This window comes from Microbacterium terricola, from assembly GCF_027943945.1.
In the GTDB taxonomy this organism is placed as follows: domain Bacteria; phylum Actinomycetota; class Actinomycetes; order Actinomycetales; family Microbacteriaceae; genus Microbacterium; species Microbacterium terricola.
The window spans coordinates 53,059-70,984 of record NZ_AP027141.1 but is presented as its reverse complement, the minus strand read 5'-3'; the positions used below and the strand labels follow the sequence as shown (position 1 = coordinate 70,984).

The window sequence follows — 17,926 nt, the reverse complement described above, 5'->3', positions numbered from 1 at the left end:
GAAGGCGGCGGGTGCCGGGGACGTACAGTCGTTCCCGGCACCCGCCGTTTTCCTGTGAGACACATATGCTCCCCTACCTGCTGCGCCGTTCCGCCTTCCTCGTGATCTCCCTCGTGGTCGCGATGATCGCGATCTTCGTCCTCCTGCGACTGCTCCCCGGCGACCCCGCGAACGCACTGCTGTCCATCGACGCGACCAAGGAGCAGATCGCGGCCGCGCGCGCCCAGGTGGGCTCGGATCAGCCGTTGGTGCAGCAGTTCGCGACCTGGGCGGGCCAGCTGCTCAGCGGTGACCTCGGTGACTCGTACATCAGCTCACGCCCCGTCGGCCCGGAGGTGGGGTCGCGACTGGGCGTGACCCTTCCCCTCGCCTTCCTCTCGTTCACCCTCGCTCTGCTGCTCGCGCTGATCATCGGCATCACGGCCGCCGTCAAGGCCGACCGCTGGTACGGCATCGCCCTGTCCGGCTTCTCGCAGCTCGGCGTCGCGGTGCCGGTCTTCTGGGTCGGCGTGATCGTGGTGTGGGTGTTCGCACTCCAGCTCGGCGTGCTCCCCTCCGGCGGATTCCCCCGCGACGACTGGGAGGACCCCGCCGACGCCCTGCGCTCACTCGCGCTGCCGATCCTCACGATCGCGATCGTCATGAGCGCCTCGATCAGCCGATACGTGCGCTCGGCGACGCTCGACGTGCTGGGCAGCGATTACATCCGGACGGCCCGCGCGGGCGGCGCCGGCCTCACCGAGGCGCTGCTGCGTCACGGCGTGCGCAACGGCGCGGTCCCCGTCATCGCGATCCTGGGCATCGAGCTGTCGACGACCCTGCTCGGTGCCGTGGTGGTCGAGAGCGTCTTCACCCTCCCCGGACTCGGCAGCATGCTGCTCACCGGCATCGAACAGCACGACTACGCGAACATCCAGGGGGTGCTCGTGATCAGCACTCTGTTCGTGCTCATCGTCGGCTTCATCGCCGACATCGTGCAGCGCGTGATCGATCCGCGCCTGCGCACGAGCGTCTCGGGGAATCGATGAGCGCCCCCGTACGGAACCAACCCGAGACCGCTGCCGAGCAGCTGGTCGAGGTCGCGGCACCGTCGCGTCGCCGCGGTCACGCGACTCTCGTCATCGGCGTGATCCTCACCAGCATCGTGGTCGTCACCGCCCTCGTCTCGCTCTTCTGGCTCCCGTATCCGCTCTCCGACATCAGCGGCGGCCGCCTCGAGGGGCCGGGAAGCGCGCACCTGCTGGGCACCGATCGTCTGGGCCGCGACCTGATGTCGCAGTTGATGGCCGGCGCGCGGATCGCCCTCACCGTCGGCGCGGGGGCGGTGCTGCTGGCCGGCACGCTCGGCACGCTCGTCGGACTCGCTGCTGCGCTCGCCAAGCCGTGGGTCGACGACACCGTCTCGGCGACGCTCGACGTCATCATCGCCTTCCCGGTCCTGCTGCTCGCCATGCTGGTCGTCGCCGTGCAGGGTGCCTCACTCGGCTCGGCGATCCTCGCCATCGGGCTCGCGATGTCGGCCGTCATCGCCCGGCTCACCCGGATCCTCTCCCGGCGAGTGCTGCAGGAGCAGTTCGTGACCGCTGCCCGCACGAGCGGCACCCGGCTGCCCGGCATCGTCGGCCGCCACATCCTCCCGAACATCGCGCCCACCCTCGCGGTGAGTCTCGCACTGCAGTTCGGCGTCGCCGTGCTCGCCGAGGCGAGCCTCTCGTACCTCGGGCTCGGCGCGCCCCCGCCCAACGCCTCATGGGGACGGATGCTGCAGGAGGCGCAGGGAACGGTGCTCACGGCGCCGGTGGGCGCCCTCGCCCCCGGCATCGCGATCATCGCGCTGGTGCTCGGTGTGAACTTCCTGGCGGACGGGCTCCGCGAGTTCGCCGACCCGACGAGACGAGGGTCTCGATGAGCATCCTCGAAGTGTCCGGGCTGTCCGTGCGCAGCGCCACGTCCACACCGGTCCGCGACGTCTCGTTCACCCTGCCCGCCGGCGAGCGCCTCGGCATCATCGGCGAGTCCGGCTCAGGCAAGTCGCTGACCTCGCTGGCCGCGATGGGCCTGCTTCCCGACGGGCTCACCGCATCCGGATCGATCCGCCTCGACGGCCAGGAGGTCGTCGGCGCCGCCGACGCCTCTCTCCGAAAGCTGCGCGGTCCAGTGGCGCAGATCGTGTTCCAGGAGCCGCTCACCGCGCTGGATCCGCTGATGCGGGTCGGCCGGCAGATCGCCGAGCCGCTGCGCCGTCACCTTCGACTGCGCGGACGCGCGTTGGCCGACGCGGTGGCCGCGGCGCTCGCAGAAGTCGCCCTGCCCGACCCGCGCGTCGCGCGCGCCTTCCCCCACGAGCTCTCCGGCGGTCAGCGCCAGCGCGTCGCGATCGCCGTCGCCCTGGCGGCGCAGCCCCGTCTGCTGATCGCCGATGAGCCGACCACCGCGCTCGACGTCACCGTGCAGGATGGCGTCCTCACTCTGCTCGAGCGGCTCGTCCGCGAGCGGGGGATGACCCTGCTGTTCATCAGCCACGACCTGGCCGTGGTCGCGCGGATGGTGCAGCGCATCATCGTCATGCGCGACGGCGTCGTGGTCGAGGAGGGCGAGGTCCTGGGCGTCCTGCGTGAGCCCCAGCATCCGTACACGGCCTCGCTCGTGGCGAGTGCACGCGCACTCGACGCCGCGCTCGATGCGGCCGGCCACGGCGAGGGAGGAACCGCATGAGCATTCTCGAACTGCGCTCGGCCGGATTCTCGTACGGACCGCAGACCGTCCTGGACGACATCTCGCTGTCGATCGGCGAAGGCGAGAGCCTGGGGCTGGTCGGCGAGTCGGGAGCGGGCAAGTCGACGATCCTGCGGCTCCTGCTCGGCCTCGCCGCGCCGCAGCAGGGTGAGGTGCTGTTCGACGGGGCTCCCCTGAACCTGCGCGACCGCGCCCTCGTGCGCCGCTTCCGTACTGCGGTCCAGCCGGTGTTCCAGGACCCGTACTCGTCGCTGGATCCACGTCAGCGCATCGACCGCTCCGTCGGTGAGCCGCTGCGGTCCCTGAGGATCGCGAAGGGGCCGGCAGCACGCACCCGCGTCGCGGAGGCCCTCGCCTCCGTCGGCCTCGCACCCGACACGATGACCCGGTACCCGCACGAGTTCTCCGGTGGACAGCGTCAGCGCATCGCGATCGCCCGCGCGATCGTCTCCCGCCCGCGCGTGCTGCTGGCCGACGAGCCGGTGAGCGCACTGGATGTCACCACCCGCGTGCAGGTCATCGACCTGCTGGCGCGGCTGCGGGAGGAGAACGGCCTCACCCTCGTCATGGTCTCGCATGATCTGGGGGCCGTCGCCGCGGTCTGCGGGCACACCGTGGTGCTCCGCTCGGGCCGGGTCGTCGAGTCCGGGCCGACGCGGTCGCTGCTCACCGCGCCGACGACCGATTACGCCCGCACGCTCGTGGAGTCGGTGCCCCGCCTGCCGCGCTGAACCCGCGGCTCGTCCTCGCTAGGGTGACGGACATGGCGCGCCGCACGAGCATCGACATCATCTGGCCGTTCGTGAGGATCGCGACAACGGGCCTGGTCGTAGCGGCGGTCGTCGCTCAGCTGGTCCGCACCGTCGAACGCGCACTGGTCGCCGAGACCGCGCACGCCGGGCACCTCCCCACCGTCATCACCAACTTCCTCAGCTACTTCACGATCCAGTCGAACATCGCCGCAGCCGTCGTCCTGGCGATCGCGGCGTTCTGGGCGTGGGGACGCGGACGGGATGCGGATGCCGAACCACACGGACTCGCGATCGCCCTCGTCTGCGTCAGCACTTACATGATCGTGACCGGCATCGTCTACAACACGCTGCTTCGCGGCGTCGCGCTCGATCAGGGCGTGACAGTGCCCTGGTCGAACGAGGTGCTCCACGTCGTCGTGCCCGTCATCCTGCTGATCGACGTGCTCGTCGCGCCCCGACGGCGGGCGGTCCGGTGGTCCGCGGTCGGCATCGTCGCCGTCTACCCGATCGCATGGGCCGTGTACACGCTGATCCGCGCCCCCTTCATCGTCGCGCCGGCGACCGGGAACCCGTACTGGTACCCGTACCCGTTCCTCGACCCCCATCTCGTCACCGGCGGATACCTCGGTGTCGCGGGGTACATCGCGGGAATCGCGATCGCGATCGTCGGCGTCGGGTTCCTCGTCGTCGCAGCGGGCCGATGGCGCGCGGGGCCGTTGGCCGCGCCGCCCGCCGCCGCCGCCGACGATGACGATGAGGTGATGAACGGGTAGGAGCCGTGGTCGACGTCGAGCCGGCGCTCACTCGGTGCGACGACGACGGCGGACGACGAGCACCGCGACGAGCCCGCCGACGATCAGCAGCGCCGCCACCCCTCCGGCGATCCACACTCCGCGAGCATCGAAGCCGGTGGAGGGCAGCGGTGCGTCGAAGGTGTTCGTCACGAGGATCTCGACAGGAACGCTGCCGATGACGGTGGTCGCCGTCGTACCTGTCAGCGGAACACCGTTGATCGTGATCGTGGTCCGGTCGGCACCTCCCGTGTCGACCTCGGTGATCGAGCACTCCGCGCCGGTGGGCAGTCGTGTCACCAGCGGCCCGATCGGCCCGCCGACCTCGTACCTTCCGTCGCGCAGCAGCAGGCCAGGAGCGGGATGCGACGGATCGATCAGCACACACCGCACATCGAAGGTGAACGAGCGATCACCGAACTCACCGGCACCCCCTCCGTCGACCACCTTCCGCACCGTGATCGGAGGATCGAGGAACTGGTTGAGGATCGCCACCGAGGTCTGGTCGTCGGCATCCACGTTCGGGAGCGGATCGAGGTCCGCGATCGTCCCGACGAGCGGATCGCCGGTGACAGCGGCCTGGGTCACCGTCACCGTGGTCGCCGCCGCACCCATGGTGTCGGTCTCCGCGATGGTGCAGTCGGCCGCCTCGGGCAGCTGCGTCCACGTCACGGTCTCCCCATCTGCGATGGTGCGCACCATCGGCTCGGCGGCGGTGACGTCCTGTCCGTTCCAGGTGCACGCGAGGGTGACCTCGAAGGGGCCGTAGGCGACCGGCTCGCCATCGATGTCGAGGGCGCCGCCGTTGTCGACCGTCTTGGAGACCGACACCTGCGCGAGGTTGAAGGTGTTCTCGACGGTGAGCGCGGGCTGCACCTGGTCGTCCTCGCTGAGGATCGTCGGGTCGGTGGTGACGACGAAGGTGTAGCCGCCATCCTCGTCCAGCGTCACCGGGTCACCGTTCTCGTCCTGGATCGCCGTGGAGTTCGCGCCGCCGGCATCGGTCTCCGTGAGCGTGCACTCGGCGCCGGTGGGCAGGTGCGTCCAGTCGGCGACCGGCTCGCCCGCGTTGACGACCCGGTCGGCTCCATCGGGGATGTCGACCACCTCGCCGTCCCGCAGGCATGCCAGGTTCAGGCCGAAGTCGTCGGTGCCGTACTTCTCGACTCCGTCTCCGGCGAAGGTCTTGGTGACTTCGAGCGACCCGGTGAGGTACCAGTTCGTCGCCGTCACCGTCACCAGCGCACCCTCCGCGGGGATGACGACATCGCCGACGGTGGTGTCCTCGCCGTCGTTCGGCTCGATCACCACGGTGTCCGCGCCCTGGAGGTCGTCCTCGACCACGGTGCACTCCGACCCCGCGACGACCTCGGTGAGTGCCGTGGTGAACCCGTTCGCGGCGCTCAGGGCGACCTGCCGGTCGAGCACCGTCTCGCCTTCCAGGGTGCAGGTGACACTGAAGACGAACGCCTGGTCGAGTCCGAACTGATCGGCACCGGCGCCGGCGAACTCCTTGACCAGGACCACCGCCGTCGTGTCGTAGAGGTTGGTGTACGTGACGGTGTTGATGACCGCGGTGCTGTCGGGCTGCAGCTCCGGGATCACCACGGTGCGCGTGGCCTGATCGATCTGCGGCGCGAGGTCGCCAGTGGCGCCGGGCACATCGGCCTCGGTGATCGTGCTGTCGGCGCCGCGTTCGCCGGTCTCCGTGACCGTGCACTCGGACCGAGCGGGGATCTCGGTGATCGTCTCCGTCTCGTTCGCATCCAGGAAGAACGTCTCGTCGACCGGCGTGCCGTCTTGGAAGGTGCACACCACATGGAACTCGAACTGCGTCGGGATGAACGGCGAGTCCGACTCGACGAGCTTGCCCACCTCGAGCGACGCCCACTCGTACGTGTTCTCGATCGCGACCTCGGTCGGCGCATCGGGGTCGTCCACGACGATGCTCTGCGCAGGGAGATAGGTCACGCTCGTCTGACCGAAGTCGTCCTCTTCGATCTCGCAGACGGAGTCGACCGGGATGTCGTCGACGATCGTCGGTGTGCCGTCGCCGGCGATCGTGATGGCCCCGTCGTCGGCGAGGGGCACGTCCGCGCCCTGCCACGTGCAGGTGACTGTCGCCGTGAACGAGTCGGGCGTCGGGAAGCCGTCCGGAGCGTCGAACGCCTTCACGACCGACAGCGAACCGTTCTCGAACACGTTCGTGACGGTCACCTCGACCGGGTCGTCATCCGGCCCGCCGATCATGACCGGATCAGGGCTGATCCGCACCTCGCCGGTGGCGAACCCCGGGTCATCCTCGGACACGGTGCACTCCGCCCCGGTCGGCAGCCCCTCGTAGACCACCGAACCCGCCCCCACGATCGTGCGATCCGCTCCCGGAGCGGGAATCACCACCGGAACATCCGGCACCCCGTTGACCTCACGCGTGCACGACAGCGAGATCGCGTACTCATCCGTGGTCGCCGGATCCAGCGCATTCGCCGGCGCCCCCTCGAGGACCTTCGTCACCCGGAGGGAGCCCACCGTGAACGTGTTCGTGATCTCCGCCTCCACGACCCCGGACTCGTCATCACCGACGACCACCGTCACATCCGGACTCGTCGCGTTCGCCCCGCCGTTCTCCGTCTCCGTGACCACGCACTCCGCACCCGTCGGCAGATCATCGACCTGCCACTCGGGGCTGTCCGCACTGACCGTCGAGGACCCCTCGAACACCGGGTCAGGGGTCGCCCCCTCCAGCGTGCACGTCATCTCCACCGTGAAGTCCGCGGTTCCCCAGCCACCCGGGTCCACGATGGTCTTGGTCACCAGCACGGAACCGGTCGTGTAGACGTTGGTCACCGCCACCGTCGTCAGCGCCGTCGTCTCCCCCTCGTCGTACGCCAGCACTGTGAAGTCCACCGAGGCGGCGGTCTCCTCATCGCCGGCGACACCGTCCTCGGTCACCACGATCGTCGTCGATGCGGCTCCGCCCGGATCGACCTCCTCGACCGTGCACTCCGCTCCGGCCGGCAGATCTCCGAACTCCTCGGTCCACCCGTCGGCCTCCGAGAGGGTGAACTCCTCGTCGAGCACTGACTGTCCGAGGAAGGTGCACTGCGCGGTGAAGTCGTACGTGTCTTCGTACGCAATCGGCGCCCGCACACCGCCGTCGTCGATCGACTTCGTGATCTCGAACCCGCCGGGCACGTAGGTGTTCGTCGCCGCGATCGTCGCCTCGCCCGGGTCGTCTGCAGCCGGCGCGTTGACGATGTTGTCGGCGTACTCGAACCGCAGCGCCTGGACGGCACCCGAGGTGCCGTCCTCCGCGCCCGCGGGGTCGTAGGTGACGATCGCCCCCTGCGAGTTCGGGTCGCCGGCGTCTTCGGTCAGTGTGCACTCCGCGTACAGAGGCAGGGTGACCTGTCCCCACTCCCCGGTGCCGGCGTTGTAGGCCAGCGGCGTGCCATCCGACGCCACACGGACCTGGCTCATGTCCGCCCCACCTGGTCCGACCAGGCTGACCGGTTCACCGCCCGAGGTGCACGCCAGCGTGAAGGCGTAGTCGTCGGGCGCGTCGACACCCCAGGCGGGGTCCAGTCCCTCGACGGCCTTCTCGAACTGCAGCTGGCCGGTCGCCAGGGCGACACCGGCCTTGCGCGGCTCGACGACCGGGCTCTGGACCTGGCCCAGGGGCGTCTGCCCGACCGAGCCGGCGGCCGCGCCGTTCCACGCGATCGGATCGACGCCGTTCGGGTCCTGCTCGATCTGCTCGCTGGACCAGGCCGTCTGCGACTGGAAGGTCACCTGGACGGTGGCATTCGGCTGGAGCTCGAGCCCCTCGTCGTACGTGACCGAGAATCTCAGGGCGCGGATGTCGGCGAGCACCTCGGCCGGCAGCGCGTTCGAGTAGGGCTGCCACATGCTGGGTCGCTGGTTGACGACCTCGTCGGTGCACGCGGCGAGCGCGGCCGAGATCCCGCCCGTGAGGTATTGGATCTCCGCTTCGTTGCATGCCTGATTCGGCACGACGGTGGAGTACCAGACGCTCGGGGTGGCGCCGTTGAGCTGACCCGAGGTCACGAGGTTGCCGAGATACGTCGGCTGCCAGCGCGATCCGCGCTGCCCTGGCAGTGTCACACCGGTGTCCCCGACGCCCGGCAGCACGTCGATGGCGGCGATCGTCGACACCGGCACATTGCCCGCGTTGGTCAGCTGCAGGCGCCACTGCTCGACGCCCCCGGGGCGCGTGAGCGGCACACACGGCGTGAGGTAGTAGCCATCGCCGACGTTGGGCTCATCGCAGAACCGCTCGGGGTCGGAGACGTTGACCCCGAGCACGCCGAGGTCGTCATAGTTCGCGTCACCCGGTGCGGCGCCCTCCACGCCGGCGCCGACGCCTTTCACCGACTTCACCGTGGAGATCGGGCCGACCGCTCGGGGCGTCGCCTGGGTCGTCGACGCGCAGGCCGGTACGTCGGTGGTGGGTGTCGTGGCATCGCCGTGCGTCGTGAACTCGCAGGTGTCGAAGTAGCGGTCCGAGCTCACCGACACCGCGTTGCCGACCTCGACCCCGGGCGAGACCGGTTCGGGCGTCTGCCGGAAGACGAGGCTCGCCGTCACGACGAGCTCCGCACCCGGTTCGAACACGAAGTCGTCGGGCAGCTCGAAGGTGATCAGCCCGTCAGCATCCATGCCGCCCGCGAAGGGATCGATGGGCGTGCCGTCCAGAGTGCCCGTGTAGATCGGTGTGTCGTCGTCGACCGCGCGAGCCGGCTCCACGAGCATCGGACCATCGCCGTCGGTCTCGACCTGGTCGGTCACCGTGAGACCCGTGATCGGCCAGTCGCCGGTGTTGACCACCGTGATCTCGTAGGGGATCTCCTCCCCCGGGTAGAAGGTGTCCTGGTTGGTCCCCGCCGCTTCGCGACCGTGGACCTTGCTCACCGAGACGGAATTCGCGACATGGGTGAGGGTGGTCGTGTCGGATTCGGTCGCGGTCTCCGTGAACGGCGAGGTGCCCTCGTCGTTCCATGAGCTCTCGACGACGGTGACCACGTCGTCGGTCATGACACCGGCGACATCCTCGCCGGGGGCGGCATCGAGGCCCGGACGGGTCGTGGGCACGAGCGTGTCGACGCCGTCGTCCGTCCCGTCGTACACGAGGAATTCGCGTCGGTCGGCGACGAACGTGGTGGTGATCAGCGGGTCGCTCGGGCGCTCCCAGTGCACTTCGCCCGAGGTGCGGAACGTGAACCGGACCCCCTGGATGTCGGGGAACGGGACGTCGATCGATCCCGCCAGCGCGGCAGCCGAGATGACGCCCCCGGCTGTGTCGGCGGTGACCCACGCTCCCTCGGTCCAGCAGGCGGTCAGATCGGTGTCGCCGCCGCACGCGTACGCGAGGGTGTCGCCGTCGAGGCCGACGTCCGCGCCACTGAGAAGATCGACGCGCACCTGCTGGATGGGGTTGGGCAGGTCGATGTCCGCGAACGCGGAGAAGACGAAGGCGTTGAAGAACGTCGGCGACGCATCGGTCATCGTCATCCGCGTCGAAGGGATCGTGCCGGTCGGCTGCCCGGTCAGCTCGACCGTGTAGCCCTCGGCCGGGTCGAGCTCGGAACGGGTCTCCGGGTCGATCGTCTTGCTGGTCTCGACACCGTAGGTGCCCGTCACGATCGAGATGTCATCGGATGCGGTGTCCGACGTCGTCTCGGTGATCGGTCCGACCGCGTCTGCGCCCGGACGGGACTCGTCGACGACCGCGTGGTTGATCAGCGGGGTGACGGTCGCCGACGCGGCCGTATCGGGATCGGAACGCAGGGTCGGGCGCATCTGGTACTCGAGCCGGATGTCGCTGGTCGCTCCCGAGACGATCAGCGACGAGTAGGTGCCGTCGCCGTTCAGACCGCCAGAGTGGGTGACCGTGACGCCGACCACGTCGGCCAGGGACGAGGGGTTCGACAGGATCGGATCGTCGAGCGGTACCGACTGGGCAGGTCCGTCGGCGAAGCTCAGGATGACACGCGACAGACTCGCGTCGGCGCCCTCGGGGACAGTCACGGAGACGACTCGGAACAGATTGAACTGGTCGTAGATGCCTTCGGTGATGTCCGGGTCGGGATCCCTGACCGTCATGGAGCCGACGCGCGCGACCGAGGTGTTCGTCGCGCGCAGCAGCGCGGTCATCCCCGGGTAGTCGCTGGCGGGTGTGCCCACCGGCGGCAGCGGGAGCTCCTCGCTGTCGAGGCTGTCGTCCCACGGGTTGTCCGCGTTCTCGTCGTAGTCCACGAATCGCTTGTCGAGCGTGACGTCCATGGCCTCGTCGAGGATCGTCATGTCGTCCTCGGCGCGGCTGTTGTACGTGTCGTCCGTGCCGACACCTTCGGCCTGCACCGTGTTGTCCACGATTCCCGGAGTGCCGGAGTTGTACTCGTACTCGTGGTTCGCGCCGAGGACCGGCTGGGCCGGGTTGGACCGGAGGTAGTAGCGCAGTGCGTAGCGAAGGATGATGGTGCGATCGAGGCCGTCGGTCTCGGCGACGCCCGACCCGACGGCCGGGTCGGTCGCGATGTTGGTGATGACGTCCGCACGGTCGGGCCGTTCGCTGAACACGAAGCGCACGGCGATCGTGTCGTCGCGCTCCTGCGCGGAGAGTCGGTACTCCGGGTATCCGCCGCGGCTCGGGTTGGCGGCCGTGAATCCGTCGTCAAAGTACTCCCACTGCCCCGAGGCGGCGCTGAGCCGCTGCGCGTACACCTGGTCGAAGAGGATGCCGGGGTCCGTCGCCGGCGTGATCTCCTGGATCAGGCGAAGATCGAACGCATCGAACGCCGAGTCGGTGAGCTCCGTGGTCTCCGGGTTCTCGATGTCGGTGATCGTCATCGTGTCCAGCGGGATGCCCTGTGTGCCCCACTGCAGCGTGACCGGCGTCGTGTCGCCGGAGAGCGCGACCACGCCGGAGGTCGGGGTCCAGGACTTGGAGATCATGTCCGGGCCTTCGCCGTCGATCGGAATCACGTCGATGCCGTCGGTGTCGGTGTCCGTCTGGGGGCCCTGCCCCGTCTCGGGGTTGTCCACCGTCGCCGAGGCGTCGTTGTCGATCGCGAGCACGTCTTCGCTGTTGACCGGCCCCGACCCGTCGCGGAGCTCGTCGCGCAGTTCGACGTTGAAGTAGGCGAGAACGGTGAAGCCCGGGGGGAGCAGGGTGCCGGCCGGGTCTGGCGTGTAGACGAACTGCACACCGCAGATGTCGTCCTTGTCGCCGCCGGGGATGACGTAGCTCCACGTATCGCCCGGTGCGACCGGCATGCCGGGGAACGGGACCCAATCCCCCGCCGCACAGCTGTAGTACGAAGCGGTCATCGTCGCGTTCGTGGGCACCTCGACCGGACCGATCGAAGTCAGGTCGAAGTGATTCCAGAACGGGCTGATGCCCCCATCCGGGTCGATCGGGTCCTGGACGACCAGTTCGTCGGCGCCGGTGGTCGAGTCCTCCCGGACCGAACCGGTCAGCTGGACCAGGGTCGAGGCGCCCGGAGCATTGTAGAGATCGTCCTTGACGATGCTCTTGTCGACGACCGGATACACACGGGCGGGGTTGCGGGTGATCGTATCGCTGTCGGTGTCGGTCGCTCCGACTCCGTCAGCGTCGACGACGCTCGCATCCGTCGTATTCGTCGCCTGGGTCGGGGTGCCCTCCTCGACGGGCTGCGACTCGACGACGAACGGCACCACGGCGGTCGCACCGGGTTCGATCGGGCCCGTGAAGGTGATCGAGAAGCCGACGACATCGTCGGGACGCGACGTCGTGGGCAGGGTGTCGAGGTCGTCGCTCTCCAGGGTCTCCTCCGTCGGCGCCGACGCGTAGTAGTAGGTGATCTGGACGTGGTCGGCGTCAGAGGGCCACACGATGGCGTCCTCATCGAACCCCTGGAAGGCGAACCCCTGCTCGTGCAGATCATCGCCCCCCGCGCCCGGATCGGCGATGGTCATCTCGGTGACGTCCTTGCCACCGTTGACCGCCTCGATCGTCGCCGTCGTGGTCTCGCCCGGGAGCAGCGCAGCATCCGCGAAGCTCTTGTCGACGGTGACGGAGGGGGGCACGTTGGTGATGACGACCGAATCGGATGCCGTGTCGCTCTGCGTCCGGTCGTCGACCGTCACGGTCGCCTCGGCCACGTTGTCGACGGTGACGCTCTCGTTCGTGTCGAGGTCCTCGACGAGCTCGTTCGTCTCTGTCCCGATGCCGATCGATGCGTAGTCGCCGGGACCCGTCGCGGGCGGCAGTTGATCGCCGTTCTGGGCGGTGAAGGTGAAGGAGATGCTCGTGACGGTGGTCGGGTCGTCGAAGTCGGTGAGCAGCACACTGTCGGTCGGGGCGAAGTAAGGGCCGATCGTGTGCGTGCCGGTGCCGTCCACATACGACACGGTGACCTGGTCCGCCCCGGCGGGGTAGGCGATGCCATCGATCGAGGTCAGATCGAGGTACTCCATGCCGGTGCTGCCCGCGGCCGGGTCGGTGATCGTGATCGACTCGACCGGGCGGTTCGAGGTGTTGCCGCCCCCGATCGTGAAGTCGACCGGGCGGCCCGCCTCGGCCGGGATCGGGCGACCGGTGCCGCCCATGTTGTCCTCGGCCGACTTCGTCGCATCGGCGGCGAGCTGCTCGGGCACGTCGATGACGAGCACGGCATCGTCGCTTGCGGACAGGTCGCGCGTGGTGAAGCTCGCGGTGTTGGTGACCTCGCCGAGCTCTTGGGCCTGCTCCCACGTGATCGTCTCGGGGATCTCGGCCGTCACGGCGATGGTCACCGAATTGCCGCCGCGCATGCCGGCACCCTGATCGTTCGTGAAGGAGAACGCGACGTCGACGGTGTCGCCGTCAGAGTTGTCGTCGTAGAGGTTGTCGGGGTCTGCGACCGTGACGTCCTGGAGTATCAGGGGAGCGGGGATGTCATCGACCACCCGGGCGTCGACGCAGACTCCGGCCGTCGGGGCGACGCAGGCGAGGACGATGTCATAGGTGACGGTGTCGCCGGGCGCGTAGCTCGCGACGTCGCCGTCCGGTGTCGCACCGGCGGTCTTGGTGATCGAGATCGCGGAGTCCGCGTCGGAGTCGGAGCCCTCCGCATAGGCGGGCAGCGACGTGCTCCCGAGCGCGAACACGACGGCGAGCGTGGCCGCCATCCATCGCGCAGGAGTGAGGTGCGTCCTGCGCGTGCGACTCGTCGAACCGTCATCTCCTCGCGCCACTTGCCGCCTCCGCTGTCACCGAGAATGAGGGGCGCTCTTCCTTCCCCCCTTTGTCAGGTTAGCCACACCCGTAACATCGGCGGGAGTAACTTTTGGGCAACATGCCACAGTCGCCCGTCCTCTGCGCGCCGTTGAGGTCCCACACCACGACCCCGCCACGGACCGCGCAGGGCCGCGGGAGACCGGCTCAGTAGACTGGGATCATGTCGAAGGTCCTCCAGTCCCTGCCCGTCGGCGAACGCGTCGGCATCGCCTTCTCCGGAGGCCTCGACACGTCGGTCGCCGTGGCGTGGATGCGCGACAAGGGCGCCATCCCCTGCACGTACACGGGTGACCTCGGCCAGCCGGACGAGCCCGACGTCGAGGCCGTTCCCGGCCGCGCACTCGAGTACGGCGCCGAGATCTCGCGCCTGATCGACTGCAAGGCCGCCCTCGTCGAAGAGGGCCTTGTCGCGCTTCAATGCGGCGCGTTCCACATCCGCTCCGGCGGCAAGACCTACTTCAACACGACGCCGATCGGGCGGGCCGTCACCGGCACCCTGCTCGTGCGCGCGATGAAGGAGGACGGCGTCGACATCTGGGGCGACGGCTCGACCTACAAGGGCAACGACATCGAGCGGTTCTACCGCTACGGCCTGCTCGCCAACCCCGCGCTGCGCATCTACAAGCCGTGGCTCGACGCCGACTTCGTCACCGAGCTGGGCGGGCGCCAGGAGATGAGCGAGTGGCTCGTCGCCCACGGCTTCCCGTACCGCGACTCGGCGGAGAAGGCGTACTCGACCGACGCGAACATCTGGGGTGCGACGCACGAGGCGAAGACCCTCGAGAACCTCGACGTCTCGCTCGAGACCGTCGAGCCCATCATGGGCGTCCGCTTCTGGGATCCCGCCGTCGAGATCGAGACCGAGGACGTCACGGTGACCTTCGAGGCCGGTCGCCCCGTGGCGCTCAACGGCGTCGCATTCACCGATGCGGTCGAGCTGGTGCTCGAGGCGAACCGCATCGGCGGCCGGCACGGCCTCGGCATGAGCGACCAGATCGAGAACCGCATCATCGAGGCGAAGTCGCGCGGCATCTACGAGGCGCCGGGCATGGCACTGCTGTTCATCGCCTACGAGCGCCTGGTCAACGGCATCCTCAATGAAGACACCCTGGCGACCTACCACGAGCAGGGTCGCCGGCTCGGCCGCCTGATGTACGAAGGCCGCTGGCTCGAGCCGCAGTCGCTCATGCTGCGCGAGTCGATCCAGAAGTGGGTGGGCTCGACGATCAACGGCTCGGTCACGCTGCGTCTGCGCCGCGGCGACGACTACACGATCCTCGACACCACCAGCCCGAACCTCTCGTACGGTCCGGACAAGCTGTCGATGGAGCGCGTCGGCGACGCCGCGTTCGGCCCGACCGATCGCATCGGCCAACTGACGATGCGCAACCTCGACATCGCCGACTCCCGCTCGCGGCTCGAGCAGTACGCGGCCGCCGGACTGATCGGCGGCGCCACCGGCGCCCTGGTCGGCCGGCTCGAGAGCGGCGCGGCGGAGGGCATCACGGCGCACGCCGAGGGCTACAGCGCCGAGCGCGAAGAGCTCGCCGAGGCGACGGATGCGGCGAACGAGTCGTCGGCGTTCGACCTCGGCACCGACTGACGCACCGGGTAAAAGCGAGCGCGATTCGGGCTTGCGCGCAGGTGCGCGTTACGATTCGTGACAGCCCACCCGACCCGAAAGGGTGGAACTGAGACTCGCCGTGTCCGCCACGGCGTGCCGAGAACGGATAAGCACTTCAATGTCGAAGACCGCCACCGCGCCGACCCCGCTCGCCGACGGCGAGACCGAGCCGGTCAAGAAGCGCTCGATCGGCCGCATCGTCGGCATCAGCCTCTTCAGCCTGATCGCCGGTGTCATCGTGATCGCCCTCATCGGTGCAGGCACCGTCGCCTTCACGATCCAGCGCTCGTTCCCACAGCTCGACGGCACGATCGCCGCCGCGGGCCTGGCCGACGAGGTGACCGTCCAGCGCGACGTGCTCGGCATCCCCACCATCACCGCCGGGAGCACGCACGACCTCTTCTTCGCGCAGGGCTTCGTGCATGCGCAGGACCGCTTCTGGGAGATGGACTTCCGCCGGCACGTCACCAGCGGTCGCCTGTCGGAGCTGTTCGGCGAATCGCAGCTCAGCACCGACAGCTTCCTCCGCACGCTCGGCTGGCGTGAGATCGCCGAGCAGGAGGTGGAAGCGCTCGACGAGACGACCCGCAGCTACTACGACGCGTACGCAGAAGGCGTGAACGCCTACCTGGCCGACCACGACGGCGCCGATGCCTCGTTCGAGTACGCGGTGCTGGGGCTGCAGAACGCCGACTACGAGATCGAGCCGTGGACGCCCGCCGACTCAGTCGCCTGGCTGAAGGCGATGGCCTGGGACCTCCGCTCCAACGTCGAGACCGAGTCGGAGCGCGCGATCGCCGCGCAGAGCTACACCGCCGACCAGCTCACCGAGCTGTACCCGACCTACCCGTTCGACAAGAACCCCGTGATCGTGCCGACGATCTCCGATCTGGCGCAGCCGGCGAGCGCGACGGCCGCACCGGACGACGCGCAGGTGGCGACAGCATCCATCTCCTGGACCGAGGTGGGCAGCGTCATCGAGGCGGTCGGCGCTCTCGTGGGGGATGCCGGCGAGGGCATCGGATCGAACTCGTGGGTGGTCTCGGGCGACCTCACCGACAGTGGGCTGCCCCTGCTGGCCAACGACCCGCACCTCGGCGCGGCGCTGCCGAGCGTCTGGCACCAGGTCGGCCTGAAGTGCCGCACGGTGGCGACGGACTGCCCGTTCGACGTGGCCGGCTTCAGCTTCTCGGGCATGCCCGGTGTCGTCATCGGCCACAACGCGCACATCGCCTGGGGCTTCACCAACCTCACCACCGATGTCACCGACCTGTACGTCGAGAAGGTGCAGGGCGACCAGTACTGGCGCGATGGCGAGCTCGTGCCTCTCGATGTGCGCACCGAGACGCTGAAGGTCGCGGGCGGCGACGACGTCGAGCTGGAGATCCGCTCGACCGTGCACGGTCCGATCGTGTCGGGCCTCACCGCCGACTTCGATGCGATCGCGGGCGACCCGAAGGTCGGGACCGAGGGCGTCGAGGCTGAGCCTGCGCGGACTCCCGAGGGAGAGGATGCGGTCAGCCTCCAGTGGACCGCACTGCAGGTCGGTACGACGGCCGAGGCGATCTTCGCGCTGAACACGGCGCAGGACTTCACCGGGTTCCGGGCGGCGGCGCAGCTGTTCGACGTGCCGGCGCAGAACCTGATCTACGCCGACATCGAGGGCAACATCGGCTACCAGACGCCGGGTCGGCTGCCGATCCGCGGCGTCGGCGACGGGTCGATGCCTCAGCCGGGTTGGCTGTCGGACTACGACTGGCGGGGGTACATCGCGTTCGACGAGCTGCCGGTGTCGTACAACCCCGACTCGGGCTACATCGTCACCGCCAACAACGCGATCGTCGGCGACGACTACGAGCATTTCCTCACGCGCGACTGGGACTACGGCTGGCGCGCGGCCCGCATCGTCGATCTGATCGAGCGCAAGGCGGCGATGGGCAAGCTCACCGCCGACGACATGCGCGACATCCAGGCCGACAACGAGTTCTGGATGGGCAAGCGGCTGATCGCCGCCTACGCCGACCTGCGCACCGACGACGCCGGCACCGACGCCGCGCTCGACCTGCTGCAGGCGTGGGATGCGCAGAACGATGCGGACTCGGCCGCTGCCGCGTACGCCAACGTGCTGTGGGACGAGCTGGTGCAGAACCTGTTCGTGCGCGGGCGCGAGACGCCGGCGCCGCTCGTCGGCCAAGGCCGTCTGTTCCTCGTGGTGGACGCGCTGATGGGCGACCCGTCGTCGCCGTGGTGGACGAACGCCGGCATCGACGTCGAGGACATGGACGGGATGCTGGCCGCCAGCGCCGAGGGAGCGTACGACCGGCTGGTCGACCTGCAGGGCGAGGCGCCGGCGAACTGGAGCTGGGGATCGCTGCACGCGCTGAATCTCGCCAGCGACACGTTCGGCGCGAGCGGGATCGCTCCGATCGAGTGGCTGTTCAACCGCGGGCCGTTCGAGGTGGGCGGCGGATCGTCCGTCGCGAACGCGACCGGGTGGGACATCGGGAGCGACTTCTCGACCATCACGGTGCCGTCGATGCGCATGGTCGTCGACCTCTCGGACCTCGACGCGTCACGGTGGAACCACCTGACCGGCACGAGCGGGCACACCTTCCACCCGAACTACGTCGACCAGACCGCGTCGTGGCAGAAGGCGGAGCTGACGCCCTGGGCGTTCTCCCCCGAGGCCGTCGCCGCCGCGACCACGAACACCCTGACCCTCACCCCCGCGGAGTAGCGG

7 protein-coding genes and 1 pseudogene are annotated in these 17,926 nt (G+C 69.0%); 7 read left to right on the top strand and 1 reads right to left on the bottom strand.

Features of this window, described 5'->3' with window-relative positions:
- Window positions 1-65: 65 nt before the first annotated feature.
- From Microterr_RS00335 to Microterr_RS00315, 5 genes and pseudogenes are all read left to right on the top strand, one after another.
- The gene (locus Microterr_RS00335; protein WP_263796802.1) at window positions 66-1,028 is read left to right on the top strand and encodes an ABC transporter permease; all 963 of its coding nucleotides are present in this window, start codon (window positions 66-68) and stop codon (window positions 1,026-1,028) included.
- Window positions 1,025-1,909 carry an ABC transporter permease gene (locus Microterr_RS00330; RefSeq protein WP_263796803.1) on the top strand — a complete coding sequence of 295 codons (885 nt, stop codon included), beginning with the start codon at window positions 1,025-1,027 and terminating at the stop codon, window positions 1,907-1,909. The genes Microterr_RS00335 and Microterr_RS00330 overlap by 4 nt, the downstream gene beginning before the upstream one ends.
- A complete protein-coding gene (locus Microterr_RS00325) occupies window positions 1,906-2,715 on the top strand; it encodes an ABC transporter ATP-binding protein (protein ID WP_263796804.1) in 810 nt (269 codons plus the stop codon). Before Microterr_RS00330 ends, Microterr_RS00325 begins: the two co-directional genes overlap by 4 nt.
- On the top strand, window positions 2,712-3,467 hold the full coding sequence (locus Microterr_RS00320) for an ABC transporter ATP-binding protein (RefSeq protein ID WP_263796805.1): 756 nt from the start codon (window positions 2,712-2,714) through the stop codon (window positions 3,465-3,467). Before Microterr_RS00325 ends, Microterr_RS00320 begins: the two co-directional genes overlap by 4 nt.
- A gap of 32 nt (window positions 3,468-3,499) precedes the next feature.
- A pseudogene (locus Microterr_RS00315) lies at window positions 3,500-4,174 on the top strand (Pr6Pr family membrane protein); the annotation flags it as partial.
- Window positions 4,175-4,288: 114 nt separating this feature from the next.
- Here Microterr_RS00315 and Microterr_RS00305 read toward each other — a convergent pair.
- On the bottom strand, window positions 4,289-13,453 hold the full coding sequence (locus Microterr_RS00305; protein WP_263796806.1) for a DUF5979 domain-containing protein: 9,165 nt from the start codon (window positions 13,451-13,453) through the stop codon (window positions 4,289-4,291).
- 269 nt (window positions 13,454-13,722) lie between these two features.
- Here Microterr_RS00305 and argG point away from each other — a divergent pair, with 269 nt between their 5' ends.
- Window positions 13,723-15,165 carry an argininosuccinate synthase gene (gene argG, locus Microterr_RS00300; protein ID WP_263796807.1) on the top strand — a complete coding sequence of 481 codons (1,443 nt, stop codon included), beginning with the start codon at window positions 13,723-13,725 and terminating at the stop codon, window positions 15,163-15,165.
- Window positions 15,166-15,304: 139 nt separating this feature from the next.
- Entirely contained in the window at window positions 15,305-17,923 is a 2,619-nt protein-coding gene (locus Microterr_RS00295; RefSeq protein WP_263796809.1) for a penicillin acylase family protein, read from the top strand.
- Window positions 17,924-17,926: the final 3 nt, after the last annotated feature.